This window comes from Streptomyces sp. NPDC003635 (assembly GCF_053587635.1).
The window spans coordinates 93,244-109,004 of record NZ_JBSFOK010000028.1 but is presented as its reverse complement, the minus strand read 5'-3'; the positions used below and the strand labels follow the sequence as shown (position 1 = coordinate 109,004).

Below are 15,761 nucleotides of genomic sequence, written 5' to 3'. Positions count from 1 at the left end.
TGGCGGCGAACCGGCTTTCCCTGCCCTGCTCCGCAGGAGCTTCGTTTCCTCCCCCGGCTGAAGCCGGGGGTATCCACGAAGGAGAGACTCGATGACCGGGCACCCATCGGGCGCCCTGCACGAAGGGGGCGCCGATGGGTGCCGCCGGCTAACGGCCCGACCGGTCGTCAGGGGGTTTGCGCCGCTGGTACGGACCGTACTCCCGCTCGAGCCACGCCTTGGTGATCCCGTGTCCGGGCCCGCCCATCCCGTGGCCAAAGTCGGGCTCCCTCCCGTCTTCGAGAATCTGCCCGAGGACACGCGATCCGGTGCGCGAGACGTAGCGAATCTCCGGCAGGTAAGGCAGCAGCCCCAATGCGGCCGCAATGAGGCCGACAAGCAGACCTCCCGTGACGGCGTACGGGACCAGGTCGGTCTGCGGCCCTGAGCCCGGGCTGACCTGCCGCGCGCCGATCGCCAGTTGGCCGGTGACCCACGCAACCCCCACACCCAGCGACGTGCCCAGGGTGACCAGTGCCGCCCGCAGGGTTTTGATCGCCCGGCTCGCGTGGACGCCCACCGTTGGTCCCGCCGTTTCCAGCACCTTGGCGGCCTGCGCCTGGGTCATTCCCAGTTCCCGGGTCAGGAAGAAGGCCCGCCGCTGCTGGAGCGGCAGATGAGCGAGCGCCTCCTTGATGACGAGCCGCTGTGCGGCCGACTCCTCGAAGGACGGCGCCGCTGGCTCGTCCTCCGCGCGTATGTCGGCGTCGAGCGACGCGTACCCCCTGCCCGTGTCGTGGCGCTCGGCAGCGCGGAGGGCCTCGTGTCGGACGCAGGTGTAGACATAGCGGCGTAAGAAGGTGATCGGCTCGCTGCGCTTGAGCACGGAGCAGAGCGCGTTCTGCACGAGGTCCTGGGGGTCTGCTGCCGACTGCGGCACTCCGAGGCTGTCCAGCTGCCGCGCAGCGAAGCGGACCATCAGCTGGTACCGCTCTTCCACCAGGTCCTTCAGCGCCTCTCCATGCTGCGGCCCGTCCAGGTCAGCCATGTCGTCCCCGTTTCCCCTCCCAGCACTCGCCTCCCGCCTGCGCCTGCCCGGCCTTCGCACGGATCATCTCGGCCTTGCCCGCCGCGCGGATACGGAACGCAACGCTCGTCACCAACTTGCTCAGCGCCGGGGCGAACAACCCCATCACGAGCAGCACCACGCCAACAGCACCCGTCAACTCCACCGGAACTCCTTCGTCTGCGGCCCAGCGCCTCACGGTGAAGCAGCGGCGGCCGTACAGATGCCGAGAGACGTACAGCCGCTGGATTCTTTACACGCCACCGAGAAAATCTTGGTGGTGTCCCCTGGCAGCTGCCCCCGGACAGGCGCAACCGGTCGAGGGGGTGTCGTACGACGTCGTCTCCGGGGGCCTGTGGCCTGGTGCACGAAGCCGCGTACCGATCAACACGCCCAGCCGCGTGGACAGTTGTGCACTTACTGATCATCGCGACCAGCCCACAAGTCGATCGGCAGCCGCGTGTCGGCATCGACGAGCAGCGTGCCGTAGACGTCTGCGTACAGGGCGAAGTCGTCCACGGCCCAGCACTCGCGGTGTCGCGGCCGACAGCAGCCGCATGCGCACCGAGTGGAACAGAACGCTCGTCCGTGACAGCGGCACCTCCAGGATGTGCAGGAGCCGGGCGCCGCCGCGGCCTGCGAGCAACACACGGGCCATCTCCACCAGGTGCTGCAGCAGCGAGCTGCGGCGCCGGCAGCGCACCGTCAGCCTCTTGACCCGCTCGGCGCATGTCCGCCGAGAGCACTTCGGGCTGTCGCAGAACAACCCCCGCGCCAACAGTCCGATCAGCACCGGGCGGCCACCGACAGCGGCATCGGCCAACGTGGGGACATACCGACTGCGCACCCGTCCGGACACGCGACCGCAGTCCGGACAGGACCGCATGACGTCAATCGCCAAGGCCATCCTCACGCTGGAGCGGCAGCGCTGAAGAAGCTCAGTGAGCTATGGGCGCGAACCGCCTGCCTTTCCATCGGCGCGGGTGGGGCCAAAGGGAGGGCGGCGGGAGAAGCATCCGCCGAAGCAGCAGCGCTACAGGGCGTGGTGGAATGCGTGGAGTAGGCAGGAGTGCTCAAGGCCGAGGTGAAAACGCCTTCTCGGAGCGCTTCACGGTGAGTCCGCTCATGTTCTCCGGTTCGTAGTACCGTCGGGTGCATCGGCGGCCCCGTCCAGCACTGCGGTGCCTATGGTCTCGTGCCTCCCATGTGTCTGCGTAGCGTTGGAGTACCTCATGTGGAGAACGGTGCACCCCCGGCAGCGATCGCTTGGGGATCAATCCTGTGCTCAGGCGCAGTGCGCCCGATGAACGGACCGTGTATAAGAGGCCGAGCTGCGTTCGCGCTGATGCTGGTCGCGTTCGCGATCACGGCGTGTCATGTGGTGCCGCCTAACCCCCCCGATTTCGGCTACGCCCGTGCCTCCGACGGCAGTCTCGTCGTGGCCTATCCGCTCTGCCCGGGCGACCGCGTCACAGGAGCGGAGATCGCCGTACTCGACGACGGTTTCACGACGCTGTGGAAAGCGACCGGTCCACGGTCTCCCGATGTGGGACAGGGCCTGTTCGCCATCGGAGACAACACGGCCTTCGCCCAAGAGGTACATCCGCTGCGCGGCGCGCTGCCCGAAGGTTTCTACGTCAGCGTATTCGAGGTGGTCAATGGCAAGGCCGTCGACGGACGGGACGGCTGGATAGACCTGTCGCGGCTGAGGAACATCCACCTTGACGCCGGGGAATTCATGACTCACACGGGGAAGGTCATGACCAGGGCTGACATCAACGCACAACTGCCGTGCCCTGAACACAAGTCGTAGCGGACGGTATCCGCAAGCGCGGCCACAATCTGGCGCGGAGGCGCGCCGTTCAGGCGTGGGGCGGATCGCTCCGATCGCGCCCGGCCAGCAGCCTGCGCGTGGACCGCATCGTCGACGAAGCACGCCACAGCGACGATCCCGTCCGGCTGATGGAATTCCAGGCCAGTGCGGTCGGCTCGGGCTCAACGACGCTCACGTCGACGTCTCTGTCGGTCAGGCAGCACGGACCGCCCGATGCACCGCTGCGCCGGCCACGAAGACGAGGCCGAGAGGCGGGCGGCAACCGGGGCCGGCACTTCGTCCGCGCGCGGACAGGAGCCGCTCCCCGAACTCGCAACGGAGATCCAGTCGTAGACGAACGTCAGCCACCCGGAGCCCGCTGATCGAACAGGTCCGCCTCGCCCGCCTGTCGACGCCTATGAGTCGCCCGTCAGCCAGCCGTCGCGGGAGAACCGCAGATGCACCGGCAAGTCGACGCGTATCTCCGCGTCGTCGTCGCTGAAGTTCTTCGGCACGGGGAGGTAGCGGCGCGGGTCGGTCTGCTCCGCGTCCCCCAGCGGCACGGCGAACGACTGGTGCAGCGCGCCGCACTCGCGCATCAGCTCACGGCGTTGCGGCGGGTTACCGGCGCGGCACACCCCCGCGGCCGCCGGAGGGTCACTTGCTGGGGCTATCGGGTGCGCCGACCCCTCGACGACGCGCCCGACGACGTTGGGCATTGGGTCAGCGACTTCGCGGACTTCAACGAGCGGGCGGCCGGTCAAGGCGGCTACCGGGTGACGTAGCCGAAACCCGGCCCACCGGGGCCTCCCGCCCCGGCCTGCCGTATCCGGCTGCCTTCAGCATCGGACCGGCCCCGCTGCGCGCACTCATCGGCAGGCACGTCACTCCGGGTTGAACAGCCACGCCAGCCTGCGAGACTGTCAGTGCGCTGTGGTGCGTCTGCTGCCTCTTTCAGCCGACGTAGCCGGCGGAGTCGCCAGTCTCTGAAAAGTCGCCCCCAGCCCGTTCTTGAATGGTGAGTCCTCTGGTCATCCTGCGCGTCCCCACTGTGGCGCGCAGCCGGGCAGGACGGCCGCGATCAGGTCGTCCAAGCTGTGCTCAGTCGCCTCCGGCGGCAGTACGCCGCTGACCGGCAGGCCGGCGTAGTCGTGCAGCGCCGCGACGGCCGGCCGACCGGGTGGCCTACGAACCCGGCCAGATCACCCAGTACGGCCTGGGGTTCCCGGCGAGGAGGGGGGACAGGTCGCACTCGGCCAGCAGTGGGCCGCCGTTCACGCAACGGCCGTGACGCCCGCGGTGGCGCCGAGTGCGCATCCTTTTCAGACGGAGGCGCGGGCGACGAACTCCGCGGTGACGCGCACCGTCTTGGGGACCGTACGGCCGTTGAGGCGCTCGGTGAGGAGTCGGGCGGCTGCCCGGCCGACTTCGGTGGCGGGGTAGCGGATGGTGGTCAGCTGGGGGCGCACCAGGGAGGCGAAGGAGGCGTCGTCGTGGCCGATCAGGGCCACGTCGCCGGGGATGCTGATGCCCAGTTCGTGCGCCTTGTCCATCGCGCCGACGGCGATGACGTCGTTGCCGCAGAACACCGCGTCGGGACGGTACTGGCGGTTCATCAGTTCGCCGAAGCCCGCCGCGCCGGCTTCGCGGGTGTGTTCGCCCCGCACCACCAGTCCGTGCGGAAGTGACATGCCGAACTGCAGGGCCAGGGACCGGAGGTGTTCCAGGCGGGGGTCGCCGCCGGTGGCGTCGCGCGGGCCGGCGATCATGGCGATGCGGCGCCGTTGGGCCGAGGCGACCCGTTCCAGTGCGCGGCGGGTGGCTGCCCGCGCGTCGGGGGTCACCAGGTCGATCGGGCCGAAGGAGACGTCGGCGCTGACGACGACGGGGATGCGGGCGTCGGCGAGGGGCTGGAAGTCTTTCGGTTTGAGGCGAAAGGGGGTGATGATGACGCCGGCGAACCGCTGCTGGACAGCCTCTGCCAGGAGGGCTTGCTCCTCGTCCCGGCGTGCGCGGGTGTTGCAGACCACGACATGCAGCCCGAGTTCGCGCAGTTCCTCTTGGAGCGTGGCTGCGAGTTGCGCGAAGAAGGGGTTGGCGATGTCGGGCACGATCAGTGCCACGAGGCTGGACCGGCCGGTGCGCAGGCTGCGGGCCGTGGCGTTGACGGTGAAGTCCAGTTCGGCAATGGCCGCTTCCACCGCGGCCCGGGTCTCGGGGGCCACTGGCCGCTTGCCGGAGAGCACATAGGAGACAGTGGCGGACGATACCCCGGCCGCACGCGCGACATCGGCCATGGTGACCCGCTCTCGCACAGCTCACGCTCCCTTCTGCGGATCACCCTACTTCACGTCCCACGCTGCGCAGAGAGCGCTCTCTACGGCGGAGCGATCGTGCCCCTCCGTGAAGTGACCTCCTCAGCTCGCATGGGGCCCGTTCACGCGGCGCAGGCGGACCAGCACGCTCGCGCAGTCGCCCGGCGGCAGGTCGGGCAGAGGCAGCCCGTAGCTCATCAGGGTCGCCCCCGACCATTCGGCTCCGGTGTCCTCGTCCCGGTAGCGGGATCCTGTGTCCAGCCCGCGCAGCCGCAACGGTGGCCACGACGGTCCGAAGGAGGTCGTGGGCCGCCAGATCAGTACGACGGCGCGGTGGCCGTCCTCACTGAGGTACTGCACGGCCGTGAGCGGACCCTCGTCGGGGGCCAGGAGGCGGAACTGCTCACCGTGCTGGACGACGGGCCGGATGTCCTTGTACATCAGGATCAGGTGCCTCGCCTCGGCGAGTTCGGCCTCGCTCCAGCGCGTCAGGTCCCCGCCGATGCCGAGGACGCCCGCCATGGCGCTGTGGAAGCGGAACCGCAGCGGGACGACCCGGCCGGTGAGCGGGTTGGGGCTGTCGGTCACCCAGGCGGACATGACGCCGGCAGGGTAGAGCTGGCTGAAGCCGTGCTGGAGGGTCAGGCGGTCCACCGCGTCGGTGTTGTCGGACGTCCATACCTGGTCGGTGTAGGCGAGGATGCCCGGGTCGACCCGGCCGCCGCCGCCGGCGCAGGCCTCGATCCGCAGGCGCGGGAACTGCGTGCGCAGCCGGTCCAGCACCCTGTACAGGCCGCGTGCATGCTGCACGTGGACGCGCCGGGCGTCCGGCCCGGCCCCGAGTGTGCCCGCTTCGGTGAAAGATCTGTTGAAGTCCCACTTGAGGAAGTCGACCGCGTTCTCGGCCACGACCTCGCCCAGCCAGGCGAGGGCCCACTCGGTCACGTCCGGGCGGGAAAAGTCCAGGACGAGCTGGTTGCGCAGCTCGGTGGGGGCGCGGTCGGGCAGGTGAAGGACCCACTCGGGATGTCTGCGGTACAGGTCGCTGTCGGCGTTGACCATTTCGGGCTCCACCCACAAGCCGAAGGCCATGCCGAGGCGATGCACCTCGTCGGCGAGCGGGCGCAGGCCGCGCGGGAAGCGATCGGGGTGCGGCGTCCAGTCGCCCAGGCCGGCGGTGTCGTCGTCACGGCCGCGGAACCAGCCGTCGTCGAGTACGAACAGTTCGGCACCCACGGCGGCGGCACGGCGGGCCAGGGCCAGCTGGCCCGCTTCGCTCACCTCGAACGAGGTGGCCTCCCAGGAGTTGTAGAGGACCGGTCGAAGCTGCTGTGGATGCGGCAGGACGTGGGTCCGCAGGTGCCGGTGGAAGGACCTGCTGGCCGCCCCGAAGCCGTGCGCGGTGTACAGCGCGAGACTGGGCGCAGTGCGGTGGCTGTCGCCTGGCGTGAGGCGCAGTTCGATGCCCTCGTGGCCCTCCCCCGCCATCACGCCCGTCCGGCCGGCGGCAGTGCGCTGGGCGGTGATGCGCCAGCTGCCGCTGGTGGCGAGTGCGACGACCCAGGTATCGCCGTGCTCCTCACCCGCGTCCCCGGCGTCCAGCGCCACCCACGGGTTGGCGTGGTGGCCGGTGTGGCCGCGCCGACTGCCCATCACCGTCTCGCCGACCGGCAGCCTGGACCGTTGCAGGTGCCCTTCCGCGGCCCAGCCACCGTGCACGGACCCGAGGCGCCAGTCCGACCGCTGCGGCAGCGGCCAGTGGGCGGAGGAATACCTCAACAGCAGAATGTCTCCCGCGTCGTCGCTGCCCGTGTGCTGGAACTCCGTCCACCGCAGCAGGACGTCGCCGCCCGCGGGCACCTGGTAGTGCAGGTGCCAGGCCAGGGGCCGGGTGCGGTCCCGCAGCCGGATGACCACCTGGTCGGCCGACGGCACGACCACATCCTCCACCACCGCTTCGAGAGAGCTGGAGCCGTCGGCGAAGCGGACCTCCAGTGCGGGCACGCCGAAGCGGGCACCGCCCTCGACCGGGTACTCCTCGGCTCCGTCCAAACGTCCGGCGAAGCTGTTGTCGTGCTCTGACCAGGCGGGCAGCACCACAGCGTCGGCGAGAGGCAGCGGAGCACCCCAGTGGACGCTGCGCACCGTTCCCGCGTCACGGTCCACCTTCAGGACGTAGGCGCTGTGCGCGGTACGCAGCAGGACGGTGCCGGATGCCTCGTCGATCTGCACCGTGGGGCCCGCAGTGGCCTGCTCGGTCGTCACGGGGTGCTCCTTACGGGTGTTGTCTCGGGCGTGACAGCAGGTCAGGCGGCAGGAAGCCGGCAGTCCTCGCGGACCACCACCACTCCCCCGGGCGGCACCACCGCCGTGCCCTCGGCGATCTCGGCGCCGGCGAGGCCGGTACCGGTGACGGGGACACGGGCCGTCTGCTGGTTGTGGTTGATCAGGAAGAGGTACGCGTGGTCCGCTCCCCTCCGGCGTACCGCCTCCACGCCTGCCGGGGCTGTCGCGGTGGGGACCGCGCCGGCTTCCGCGCACATCGCCCGCAGCAGCTCGCGCAGGGCCGGGACCGGCAGACGGGCGGCCGTGTACCACCCGGTGCCTCTACCGAAGGCGTGGCGGGTGACGGCAGGTCCGCCGCGGGCCGGGCCGCCCTCGGCGGTGTCCGCGAAGCTCAGCAAAGTGGTGCAGCCGCGGGGTTCGACCCGCTCGGCCCACTCCCGGACCTCGGTGGCGTCCTCGAGCAAGGCCACGTCGTTCGGGCGAAGCGGCAGGTACTCGTCCACGACCAGACCGAGCACCTCGCGCAGCGCGCCGGGGTGACCGCCCAGACGTACCCGGTCGTACTCGTCCACGACGCCGCTGAAGCAGCCGACGGCGAGGTGCCCGCCCTGGTGCACGTACCGGGTGAGGTTGTCGGCATCGTTGTCGGTCAGCAGGTACACGCTGGGTGCGAGGACCGCACGGTAGCCGCTGAGGTCGGCGCCGGGCGGAAGGAGGTCGCAGGTGATGTTCAGCGTCCATAGCGCTTCGTACCAGTCGCGCACCGCGTCCAGGTAGCGCATCCGGTCCGAGGGCCGGGCCTGCAGTTCCAGAGCCCACCAGGAGTGCCAGTCGAACACCATGGCCACCTCCCCGCGCACGCGGCTGCCGGTGACTTCCGCCAGCGCTCCGAGCTCGGCTCCCAGTGACGCGACCTCCTTCCATACCCTCCCCTCGGTGCCGGCGTGCGGGACCATCGCGGAGTGCCACTTCTCGGCGCCTGCGCGGGACTGCCGCCACTGGAAGAACATCAGTCCGTCCGCGCCTCGCGCCAAGTGGGTCAGGCTGTTGCGGCGCATCTCGCCGGGCTGCTTGGCCACGTTGACGCCCTGCCAGTTGACGGCGGAGGTGGAGTGCTCCATCAGCAGCCAGGGCCGACCCTGGGCCATACCGCGGGCGAGGTCGGCGTTGAGCGCCACATCAATGTGGGCGTCGGGGTCGGCTGCCGGGAGGTAGTGGTCGACCGAGACCAGGTCACACGCGGCGGCGAAGGCGTATCCGTCGACCTTCTTCTCCAGCGTGCCCATCACGTTCGTGGTGAGCGGCACCTGCGGCGAGATCCGGCGCAGGATGGCCGCCTCGGCGTGGTGCCGGGCGAGCAGGGCGTCCGAGGAGAAGCGGCGGTAGTCCAGTTCCTGGCCCGGGTTGCGGAAGGCGGTGGTGTCCCGGGGCGGGTCGATCTCGTCCCAGTCGCCATAGCGCTGGCTCCAGAAGTCGGTACCCCAGGCGTCGTTGACCGCCTCGAGGGTCTTGTACCGCTCCTGCAGCCAGACGCGGAAGGCGTCGGCGCTGGTGTCGCAGTAGCACAGGGCGTTGTGGTTGCCCCACTCGTTGTGCACGTGCCACAGGGCGACGGCGGGGTGGTCGCCGTAGCGTGCGGCGAGTTCCGTGACCAGGGCGTCCGCGGCCTGCGCGTAGGCGGGACTGCTGGGGCAGAAGACTTGTCTGCTGCCGTGGGCCAGGGGGGTACCGGAGGCGGTGACCGGCCGGGCGTCGGGGTGTCGGCGGGTGAACCACGGAGGCGGTGCGGCGGTGGGCGTGGCGAGGTCCACGGCGATGCCGCCGGCGTGCAGGAGCTCGAGCACCTCGTCGTGCAGGCTCCAGTCGTACGTGTCGGGCCGCGGCTGGATGCGGGACCAGGAGAAGACGCCGACGGTGACGAGGTTGACGCCCGCTTCGCGCATCAGGCGGACGTCCTCGCGCCAGACCTCGCGCGGCCACTGCTCAGGGTTGTAGTCGCCGCCGTAGGCGACTCCGCCCAGAAAGCGGGTCAGGTCGGAGAGGGGGTGGTTCACGATTTCACGGCTCCAGCGGCAAGTCCGGCGCGCCAGTAGCGCTGTAGGAGGAGGAAGGTCAACACGATGGGCACGACCGAGATCAGGGCGCCGATGATGGTGAGGGTCTGCAGTTCGGGCAGACGGCTGGTCTGCGACTGCCAGGTGAACAGGCCAAGGGTGACGGGGTAGAGACGCTCGTCCTGCAGCATGATCAGAGGCAGCAGGAAGTTGTTCCAGATGACGACGAACTGGAACAGGAAGATGGTCACCAGGGCGGGGGCCATCAGGCGCACCGCGATGGTGCGGAAGATGCGGAACTCGCTCGCACCGTCCATACGGGCCGCTTCCATCACCTCGTCGGGTACGGAGGCGGCGGCGAAGATCCGGGAGAGGTAGACGCCGAACGGGCTGACGATGCTGGGCAGGAAGACCGACCAGAAGGTGTTGGTGGCGTCGAGTTCGGCGAACATCAGGAACAGCGGCAGGGCGAGCGCGGTGGCCGGGACGAGGACGCCGCCGAGGACAACGGAGAAGACCGCCTCGCGTCCGCGGAAGGTGTACTTGGCGAGCGCGTATCCGGCTGCCGCGGCCAGCAGGGTGGCCACCGCTGCTCCGGCTCCCGCGTAGAGGAGGCTGTTGAGCAGCCAGCGGGCGTAGACGCCGTCCTGCTGGGCGAAGAGCGCGCTGAGGTTGTCGCCGAGGTGCCATTCGGCGGGCAGGAAGCCTGGGGTGGTGACGAGGTCGCCCTGGCTTTTGGTCGACGACACCAGCAGCCAGTAGACGGGCAGCAGCATGTAGCAGGCGATACCGGCCATGAAGGTCACGGCGACGACGGTGGACACCCTGGTGAGCGGCCGTGGGCCGGCGGTGGCGGGGGCGGCGTGGGCCCCCTCGGTGCGGGTGAGAAAGCTCATCCCTGCCTCCTGGAGGTGAAGCGCAGGAACGCGAACGACAGGACGAAGGTGACGAGCGCGAGGACGACCGACAGGGCTGCGGCCTCGCTGTAACTGTCGCCGGAGGCGAGCGAGTAGGCGGCGATGTTCGGGGTGTAGGTGCTCGTCACGCTGGTGGATATGCCCCGGAAGACCTGCGGCTCGGTGAAGAGCTGGAAGGTTCCGATGATGGAGAAGACCCCGGTGAGGATCAGAGCCGGGCGGATGATCGGAATCTTGATGCGCAGGGCGATGGTCCAGCCGCTCGCCCCGTCCACCCGGGCCGCCTCGCCGATGTCGGCGGGCACGGCCTGGAGGGCGGCGTAGATGATGAGCATGTTGTAGCCGGTGTACGTCCAGGTGACGACGTTGGCGATGGACCACAGGATCGCGTCCGGGCCGAGCAGGTCGACCTGCATGCCGGCCGACTCCAGCAGGTCCACCACCGGCGACAGACGCGGGTCGTACAAAAACGCCCACATCAGCGCAGCCACGACGCCGGGGATGCCGTACGGCACGAAGTAGACGAGCCGGAAGAACTTCTTGGCGCGGGCGACCGCGGAGTCGAGCAGCAGTGCGAGGACCAGGGACAGCAGCAGCATCAGGGGGATCTGCACGAGGGCGAAGCCGAGAACGCGCAGCAGGCTCTCGGTGAAGTAGTCCTGCTGCAGAACCCGCCCGTACTGCTCGAATCCGGCGAAGACGCTCTGGGTCCTGCCGAAGGTGCCGCCCGTGCGTTCGGTCTTGTGCAGGCTCTGCCAGAAGGCGTAACCGACCGGGACGAGCGTGAACAGCACAAACGGGATGAGGAAGGGGGCGAGGAAGGCGTAGGGCGCGAGGGTCCGGCGGGGTCGGCGTCGGGCCGGTGCGGGTGCGGTGGTGGATGTCACGGGCAGCCTTAGAGGTGCTGTCCCCGCCGTCCGGGGACGGCGGGGAGGGCAGAAAGGGACCGACTACTCGGCAACGTCGAGCGACTGCTTGCGCAGTGACTCCACGCTCTGGGCGCCGGTGTCCTTGAGCACGTCACCGAGGGTCGTCTTGCCGGCGACGGTGTTCGCCGTGCCGTCGCTGAGGAAGCGGTAGGTGTCCGTCATCGTGGGGCCCCAGGTGAAGCCGGTGTCCACCTGAGCCGATGCCTCGGCGAAGACGTCGAAGACCTTCTGCTTGCCGTAGAAGTCGACCGGCTGCTGCAGCGCGGGCAGTTCCAGGCCGGCCTCGGCCGCCGGGTAGAGGCCGCCCTCGCGGTTGAGGATCTCCAGCGCCTCAGGGTCTGTGTTCAGCCACAGGGCGAACTTGGCGGCCTCGGCCGGGTACCTGGTGCCGGCCATCACCGTCGTGGTGGAACCACCCCAGTTGCCCGCCTGCCGGCCGCCTTCCTCCCACTGCGGCATCGGGGCCACCGCCCACTTGCCCTCGGTGGACTTGGCGTTGTCGCGGATGGTGCTGTAGCCCCAGGCGGCGCTGACCCAGGTGACCACCTCGCCGGTGTTCCATGCCTTGTACAGCGCCGGGGAGAATCCCTGCAGGTCCGTGGCGACGAGCTTGTCGTCGATCAGCTTCTGCCAGTAGTCGGCGACCTGACGGCTCTCGGGCCGGTCGACGGTGACCTTCCAGGTGTCGCCGTCCCGCTCGAACATGGTGGCTTCGTTCTGCCACAGCAGACCGGTGAACCAGTTCGGGTCGGTCTGGGAGAAGTGGGTGATGTACTTGCCCTCCTGCTTGAGCTTGCGGGCCTGCTCCGCGTACTCGTCCCAGGTGGCGGGCGCCTTCATTCCCATCTTGTCGTATATGTCCTTGCGGTAGAACAGGGCCATGGGACCCGTGTCCTGGGGCACCGCCCACACGCCGTCCTTGCCGTCGGCGCCGAACTCCACCTGCGACCAGGTCCAGTCGACGAACTTGTCACCGGCATCCTCGACACCGGGGCAGGAGGAGATGTCCGTCAGGCCCTCCTTGAGCCGGAAGCTCGCCAGGGAGTCGTACTCGACCTGCCCGAGGTCGGGGGCCTTTCCGGCCTTGAGGGCGTTGGACATGTTCTGGTACGTACCGGCGTTGCCCGAGGGGGTCGTCTTCAGCTTGACCTGGATGTCCGGGTTTTCCTCGTTCCAGACGTCAACGGCCTTCTGCATGCCCGGGACCCAGGACCAGTAGTCCAACGTGACCTTGCCCGACGCGGGCTTGCACGCTTGACCGTCCGCTCCGCCCGCCTCGTCGCCACCGCCTGAGCCGCAGGCGGTCACCGCGGTCAGGGCCAGGACCGTTGCGCCCAGCATGCAGCGTCTGGCCAGTGAAATGCGATCACGCATCGCCATGGGTAGCTCCTTGTCCCGAGTCCGCTCCGTCCGCTCCGACGAAGCAGTGGGCAAACGAGATAACAAGAATCCACAAAAGTCAACAGCGCAAGGACCATTCGCAGCACTTGCCGCGTCTTCGTGACCGCCCCGAAACCTGCCGCATGGCAACTAATACCCTTCTGACCTGGCATTTTGGTGAGCCTGCCCGAGCAGATGCTGGAACTGCTCGTCACGCGGAATCGATTACGCTACGGTGTGCGAGCGCGCCAGGAGCGAGTGCTGGCCGCACACCGAGGGCGCGGTTTCCCCAGCCGGGACAGGGCGTTCAGCACGGCAACGTCCTGGCGGGGTCTGCGCGCCAATCCCCCCTCGGGCAGACTCTCCGCCTCCGCCTGGACCTACTTGGCGGAGGCGGAGGGTCAGGCGTGGCGGGCGCCCGGGAACGCGGTGTGCGGGTTCCCTCCTGATTGCCGAGCGGGGGTTGATCCGGCAACTCACCGTGCAAGGCTCTCGCCGGCCGTGGCAGTCGCCGCGTTTCTCCAGGCCCCGGAGCCGGTCGGTGAGGTGCTGCGCGCGATGCCCAGCGAGTCGATGAAGCCTCCACGGCCGCTGACCCGCCTGCCCCGCTCTCGTTGCAGTCGCTGGCAGCCAGGTCGCCGAAAGGCCGCGCAGTGCATCTGCAATAGCGGCGAGACAGCAGTCGTGACCTGGGTATTCGAGTCGCCTGTTGCTGCGCCACCCCTGCCGGAGCGAGCCGGCCCGTCACGAGTACCTGCACCCGCAGGGACGGGCGTATTCGCCGCGATCAACGCCTGGTGTGACCGGTGGCTCGCCGACGACGACGGCATCCCGTGGTCAGGCTCCACACCTCCTGCGGCCACCACAGCCAGACCGAAGTCATCCGCACTTCCTGCGGCGAACCGCTTCACCACCAAGACGTCGGGGTGCGCGCCGGACCCGGCTACGCGGCCCGGCTCCTCGACACTCCCGCCGTGCAAGCACACTTCGCCCAGGACGGGCACGTCGAACACATCGGCACCGTCCGAACGTGGCGCTCCGCAGGCTGGTCGCGATCTCGCTCGTGGCGTCGACGACGACCGATGCGCACCGACCCCGTTCAGCGCACTCACCGCCACGGCAGCGATGGTCGGCGGGGAACGCGGAGCATCGCTCCCCGCCGCCGGGCACACGTCGCCCAAGGCACGTCACGGCCGGGGTCTCCTCCGGTCCCTGGCCCTCTTGGAGTTCCTTCGGAGCGAAATCGTTTACCTCCCCCGGTGCGGGCCCTGACGCCTCACCTGCCGCCTACGTCTGGGCAGTTCAGGGGGATGCCGTTCACCCTCGCACTACCGTCGAAGCGGAGGGGAATCGAGCATGTCTGATTCTCCCGTTGACTACAGCGCGACGGCCGGGGACGGTGGTGCGGCGTCAACCCGTCAGGGTTTGGCCTCGTAGCTGACGCCGGGCATGTTCTGGGCGGCGTCCCCCCAGACGAGATCGCGCAGCGAGGGGTCGACATCGAGCGTGTAGAGGAGCCACGCCGTGGTTATGGCGCGCGTGAGACGTTGCTGTTCCGCCCGCGAGATGGCGCCACTGTCGCATCCGAGGCCACCGCTGTCGGTGAAGCCGCAGTGGAAGCCGCCGGCGATGATGCGCAGCTGGGTGGCGGACGGCTTGGACGTGTACATCCTGCGCTGGTGCTGCTCGACTCCGGCGACGCTGTCCCGGCTACCGGCCACGTACTGGACGGGAACAGTCAGCGCCGAGGAGGCCGCCACGGCCGAGGGGTTGGTTTCCGCCGCCGCCAGGGTGGTCACGGTCGTGATGGAGGGGTTGCGTGAGGCGGCGAGGAGAGCCGCTCCTCCGCCCATCGAGTGGCCCGACACCGCGAGATGGCCGGTATCCACGGCGTTGGCGAAGTGGGTGCCTGGCGTTGCGCTCTGCGCGGTCAGCCAGGTGAGTCCCGCGTTGAGATCGTCAGCGAACGCCGAGTGGCTGGGCAGCAGCCCTCCCTGTGTCTTGGGGGCCACGGCGATCAGGCCCCAGGAGGCCCAGTGGCGAAGGAGGGATTCGTACTTGGAGATGTTCTGCAGGAAGCCATGGCCGAAGGAGAGTGCGGGATGCCGGCCAGCGGCGACAGGCGCGTCAGCACCGCCGGTGGTGCCCGGATACCAGACGCGGGCGGAGTAGGAGCGACCGGCGGCGGAGACCGTGACGTCCCTGTAGGCGACGGCATGCGGGCCAGGAGCGGCGGGGTCGGCGGTGGTGGCGTGTGCCGGGCGGATGGCGCTCAGGGCCAAGGCCAGGAGCAGCATGCAGTAAACGATGGAGCGCAATGCGGGACGAGTCATCGCGAGCCTCCTCGGGTTGGGGGGTGTTCCCCGAATGAAGCACCATGACGCGTGCATGACAACATAGGGGGAAGAACTGACGGGCCATCAAATAATTGACACGGAGTAGCGTTTGCCTGCGCTTTCGCGGTCCGGCAGGATCTGCACGACGTCACGTGCCACCCATCGCTGTGCTAGGTCGGCGACGGTCTGGCGCTTGCGAGGCAGGGGCGGCACGACGGGTACGGCGAGGCAGGCCCGCACGGCGACGACGTCCGCCGCGCCCGCCTCCGGGTTCAGCAAAGGCTGGCGGTCGGAACCGGAGCGGACAGACGTCTTCCACGTCGTGGCCACCACCCGCCACGACACCGTGGTCGCCCGCTGGGCGATCGACCATCCCGTCCACGACCTCTTCAACGGTCTTGCCCGGCATAAATGGAAGCGCCGCTCCTGCGGCACAGGGGCGCATGGCCTGCGGATGTACGACTGGGCACGCCTCGAGGTCGGGCCCTGGCACCGGCCCGACCGCCGCCACTGGGTCAGACCGCGGCCAGTAGGCCGTGTACATCGCCGACCCGAGCCGGATCCGGCACAGTACGCAGATGCGGCAGCGCATCGGCCGGCGCAGGCTCACCCGCGACATCATCCGTCGCGAGGACGCGTTCACCTCGGTGCGTCTGCCGACGTTCCCTCGCGGGCTCGGCGGACTG

Annotated in this window: 12 protein-coding genes and 1 pseudogene; 2 read left to right on the top strand and 11 right to left on the bottom strand. The window is 69.3% G+C overall.

All coding sequences use genetic code 11. The annotated features are described in order from the left end of the window. Window positions 1-148: 148 nt before the first annotated feature. Window positions 149-1,027: a sigma-70 family RNA polymerase sigma factor gene (locus tag ACWDRW_RS24995; protein ID WP_451726262.1), complete on the bottom strand. Its 879-nt coding sequence runs from the start codon at window positions 1,025-1,027 to the stop codon at window positions 149-151. Next, entirely contained in the window at window positions 1,020-1,211 is a 192-nt protein-coding gene (locus ACWDRW_RS24990; RefSeq protein ID WP_451726261.1) for a hypothetical protein, read from the bottom strand. Before ACWDRW_RS24990 ends, ACWDRW_RS24995 begins: the two co-directional genes overlap by 8 nt. Before the next feature lie 1,179 nt (window positions 1,212-2,390). Between ACWDRW_RS24990 and ACWDRW_RS24985 the strand changes: the two genes are divergently transcribed. Beyond that, window positions 2,391-2,858, top strand: coding sequence for a hypothetical protein (locus tag ACWDRW_RS24985; RefSeq protein WP_451726260.1), 468 nt, complete (start codon window positions 2,391-2,393; stop codon window positions 2,856-2,858). A 416-nt stretch (window positions 2,859-3,274) separates the two neighbouring features. Here ACWDRW_RS24985 and ACWDRW_RS24980 read toward each other — a convergent pair whose 3' ends face one another. The 9 genes from ACWDRW_RS24980 to ACWDRW_RS24940 all read right to left on the bottom strand — a co-directional run bounded on the left by ACWDRW_RS24980 (window position 3,275) and on the right by ACWDRW_RS24940 (window position 15,405). After that, window positions 3,275-3,577 (bottom strand): hypothetical protein, encoded by a 303-nt coding sequence (locus ACWDRW_RS24980; protein WP_451726259.1) that lies wholly within the window; start codon window positions 3,575-3,577, stop codon window positions 3,275-3,277. 603 nt (window positions 3,578-4,180) lie between these two features. Continuing rightward, a complete protein-coding gene (locus ACWDRW_RS24975; RefSeq protein WP_451726258.1) occupies window positions 4,181-5,173 on the bottom strand; it encodes a LacI family DNA-binding transcriptional regulator in 993 nt (330 codons plus the stop codon). Between the two features lie 102 nt (window positions 5,174-5,275). Then, window positions 5,276-7,438: an alpha-galactosidase gene (locus ACWDRW_RS24970; RefSeq protein WP_451726257.1), complete on the bottom strand. Its 2,163-nt coding sequence runs from the start codon at window positions 7,436-7,438 to the stop codon at window positions 5,276-5,278. Window positions 7,439-7,479: 41 nt separating this feature from the next. After that, window positions 7,480-9,513 (bottom strand): beta-galactosidase, encoded by a 2,034-nt coding sequence (locus tag ACWDRW_RS24965; protein WP_451726256.1) that lies wholly within the window; start codon window positions 9,511-9,513, stop codon window positions 7,480-7,482. Next, complete coding sequence (locus tag ACWDRW_RS24960) at window positions 9,510-10,409, bottom strand: carbohydrate ABC transporter permease (RefSeq protein ID WP_451726255.1); 900 nt, start codon at window positions 10,407-10,409, stop codon at window positions 9,510-9,512. The genes ACWDRW_RS24965 and ACWDRW_RS24960 overlap by 4 nt, the downstream gene beginning before the upstream one ends. Then, on the bottom strand, window positions 10,406-11,317 hold the full coding sequence (locus tag ACWDRW_RS24955) for a carbohydrate ABC transporter permease (RefSeq protein ID WP_451726254.1): 912 nt from the start codon (window positions 11,315-11,317) through the stop codon (window positions 10,406-10,408). Before ACWDRW_RS24955 ends, ACWDRW_RS24960 begins: the two co-directional genes overlap by 4 nt. Before the next feature lie 63 nt (window positions 11,318-11,380). Beyond that, entirely contained in the window at window positions 11,381-12,739 is a 1,359-nt protein-coding gene (locus tag ACWDRW_RS24950; protein ID WP_451726253.1) for an ABC transporter substrate-binding protein, read from the bottom strand. Window positions 12,740-14,157: 1,418 nt separating this feature from the next. Next, window positions 14,158-15,072, bottom strand: coding sequence for an alpha/beta hydrolase family protein (locus tag ACWDRW_RS24945; protein ID WP_451726252.1), 915 nt, complete (start codon window positions 15,070-15,072; stop codon window positions 14,158-14,160). A gap of 87 nt (window positions 15,073-15,159) precedes the next feature. Then, a complete protein-coding gene (locus ACWDRW_RS24940; RefSeq protein WP_451726266.1) occupies window positions 15,160-15,405 on the bottom strand; it encodes a hypothetical protein in 246 nt (81 codons plus the stop codon). On the opposite strand from ACWDRW_RS24940, the pseudogene ACWDRW_RS24935 reads away from it, so the two are divergent. Further along, window positions 15,326-15,631, top strand: a pseudogene (locus tag ACWDRW_RS24935) (IS701 family transposase); the annotation flags it as partial. The gene ACWDRW_RS24940 and the pseudogene ACWDRW_RS24935 overlap by 80 nt on opposite strands. Between the last annotated feature and the right edge of the window lie 130 nt (window positions 15,632-15,761).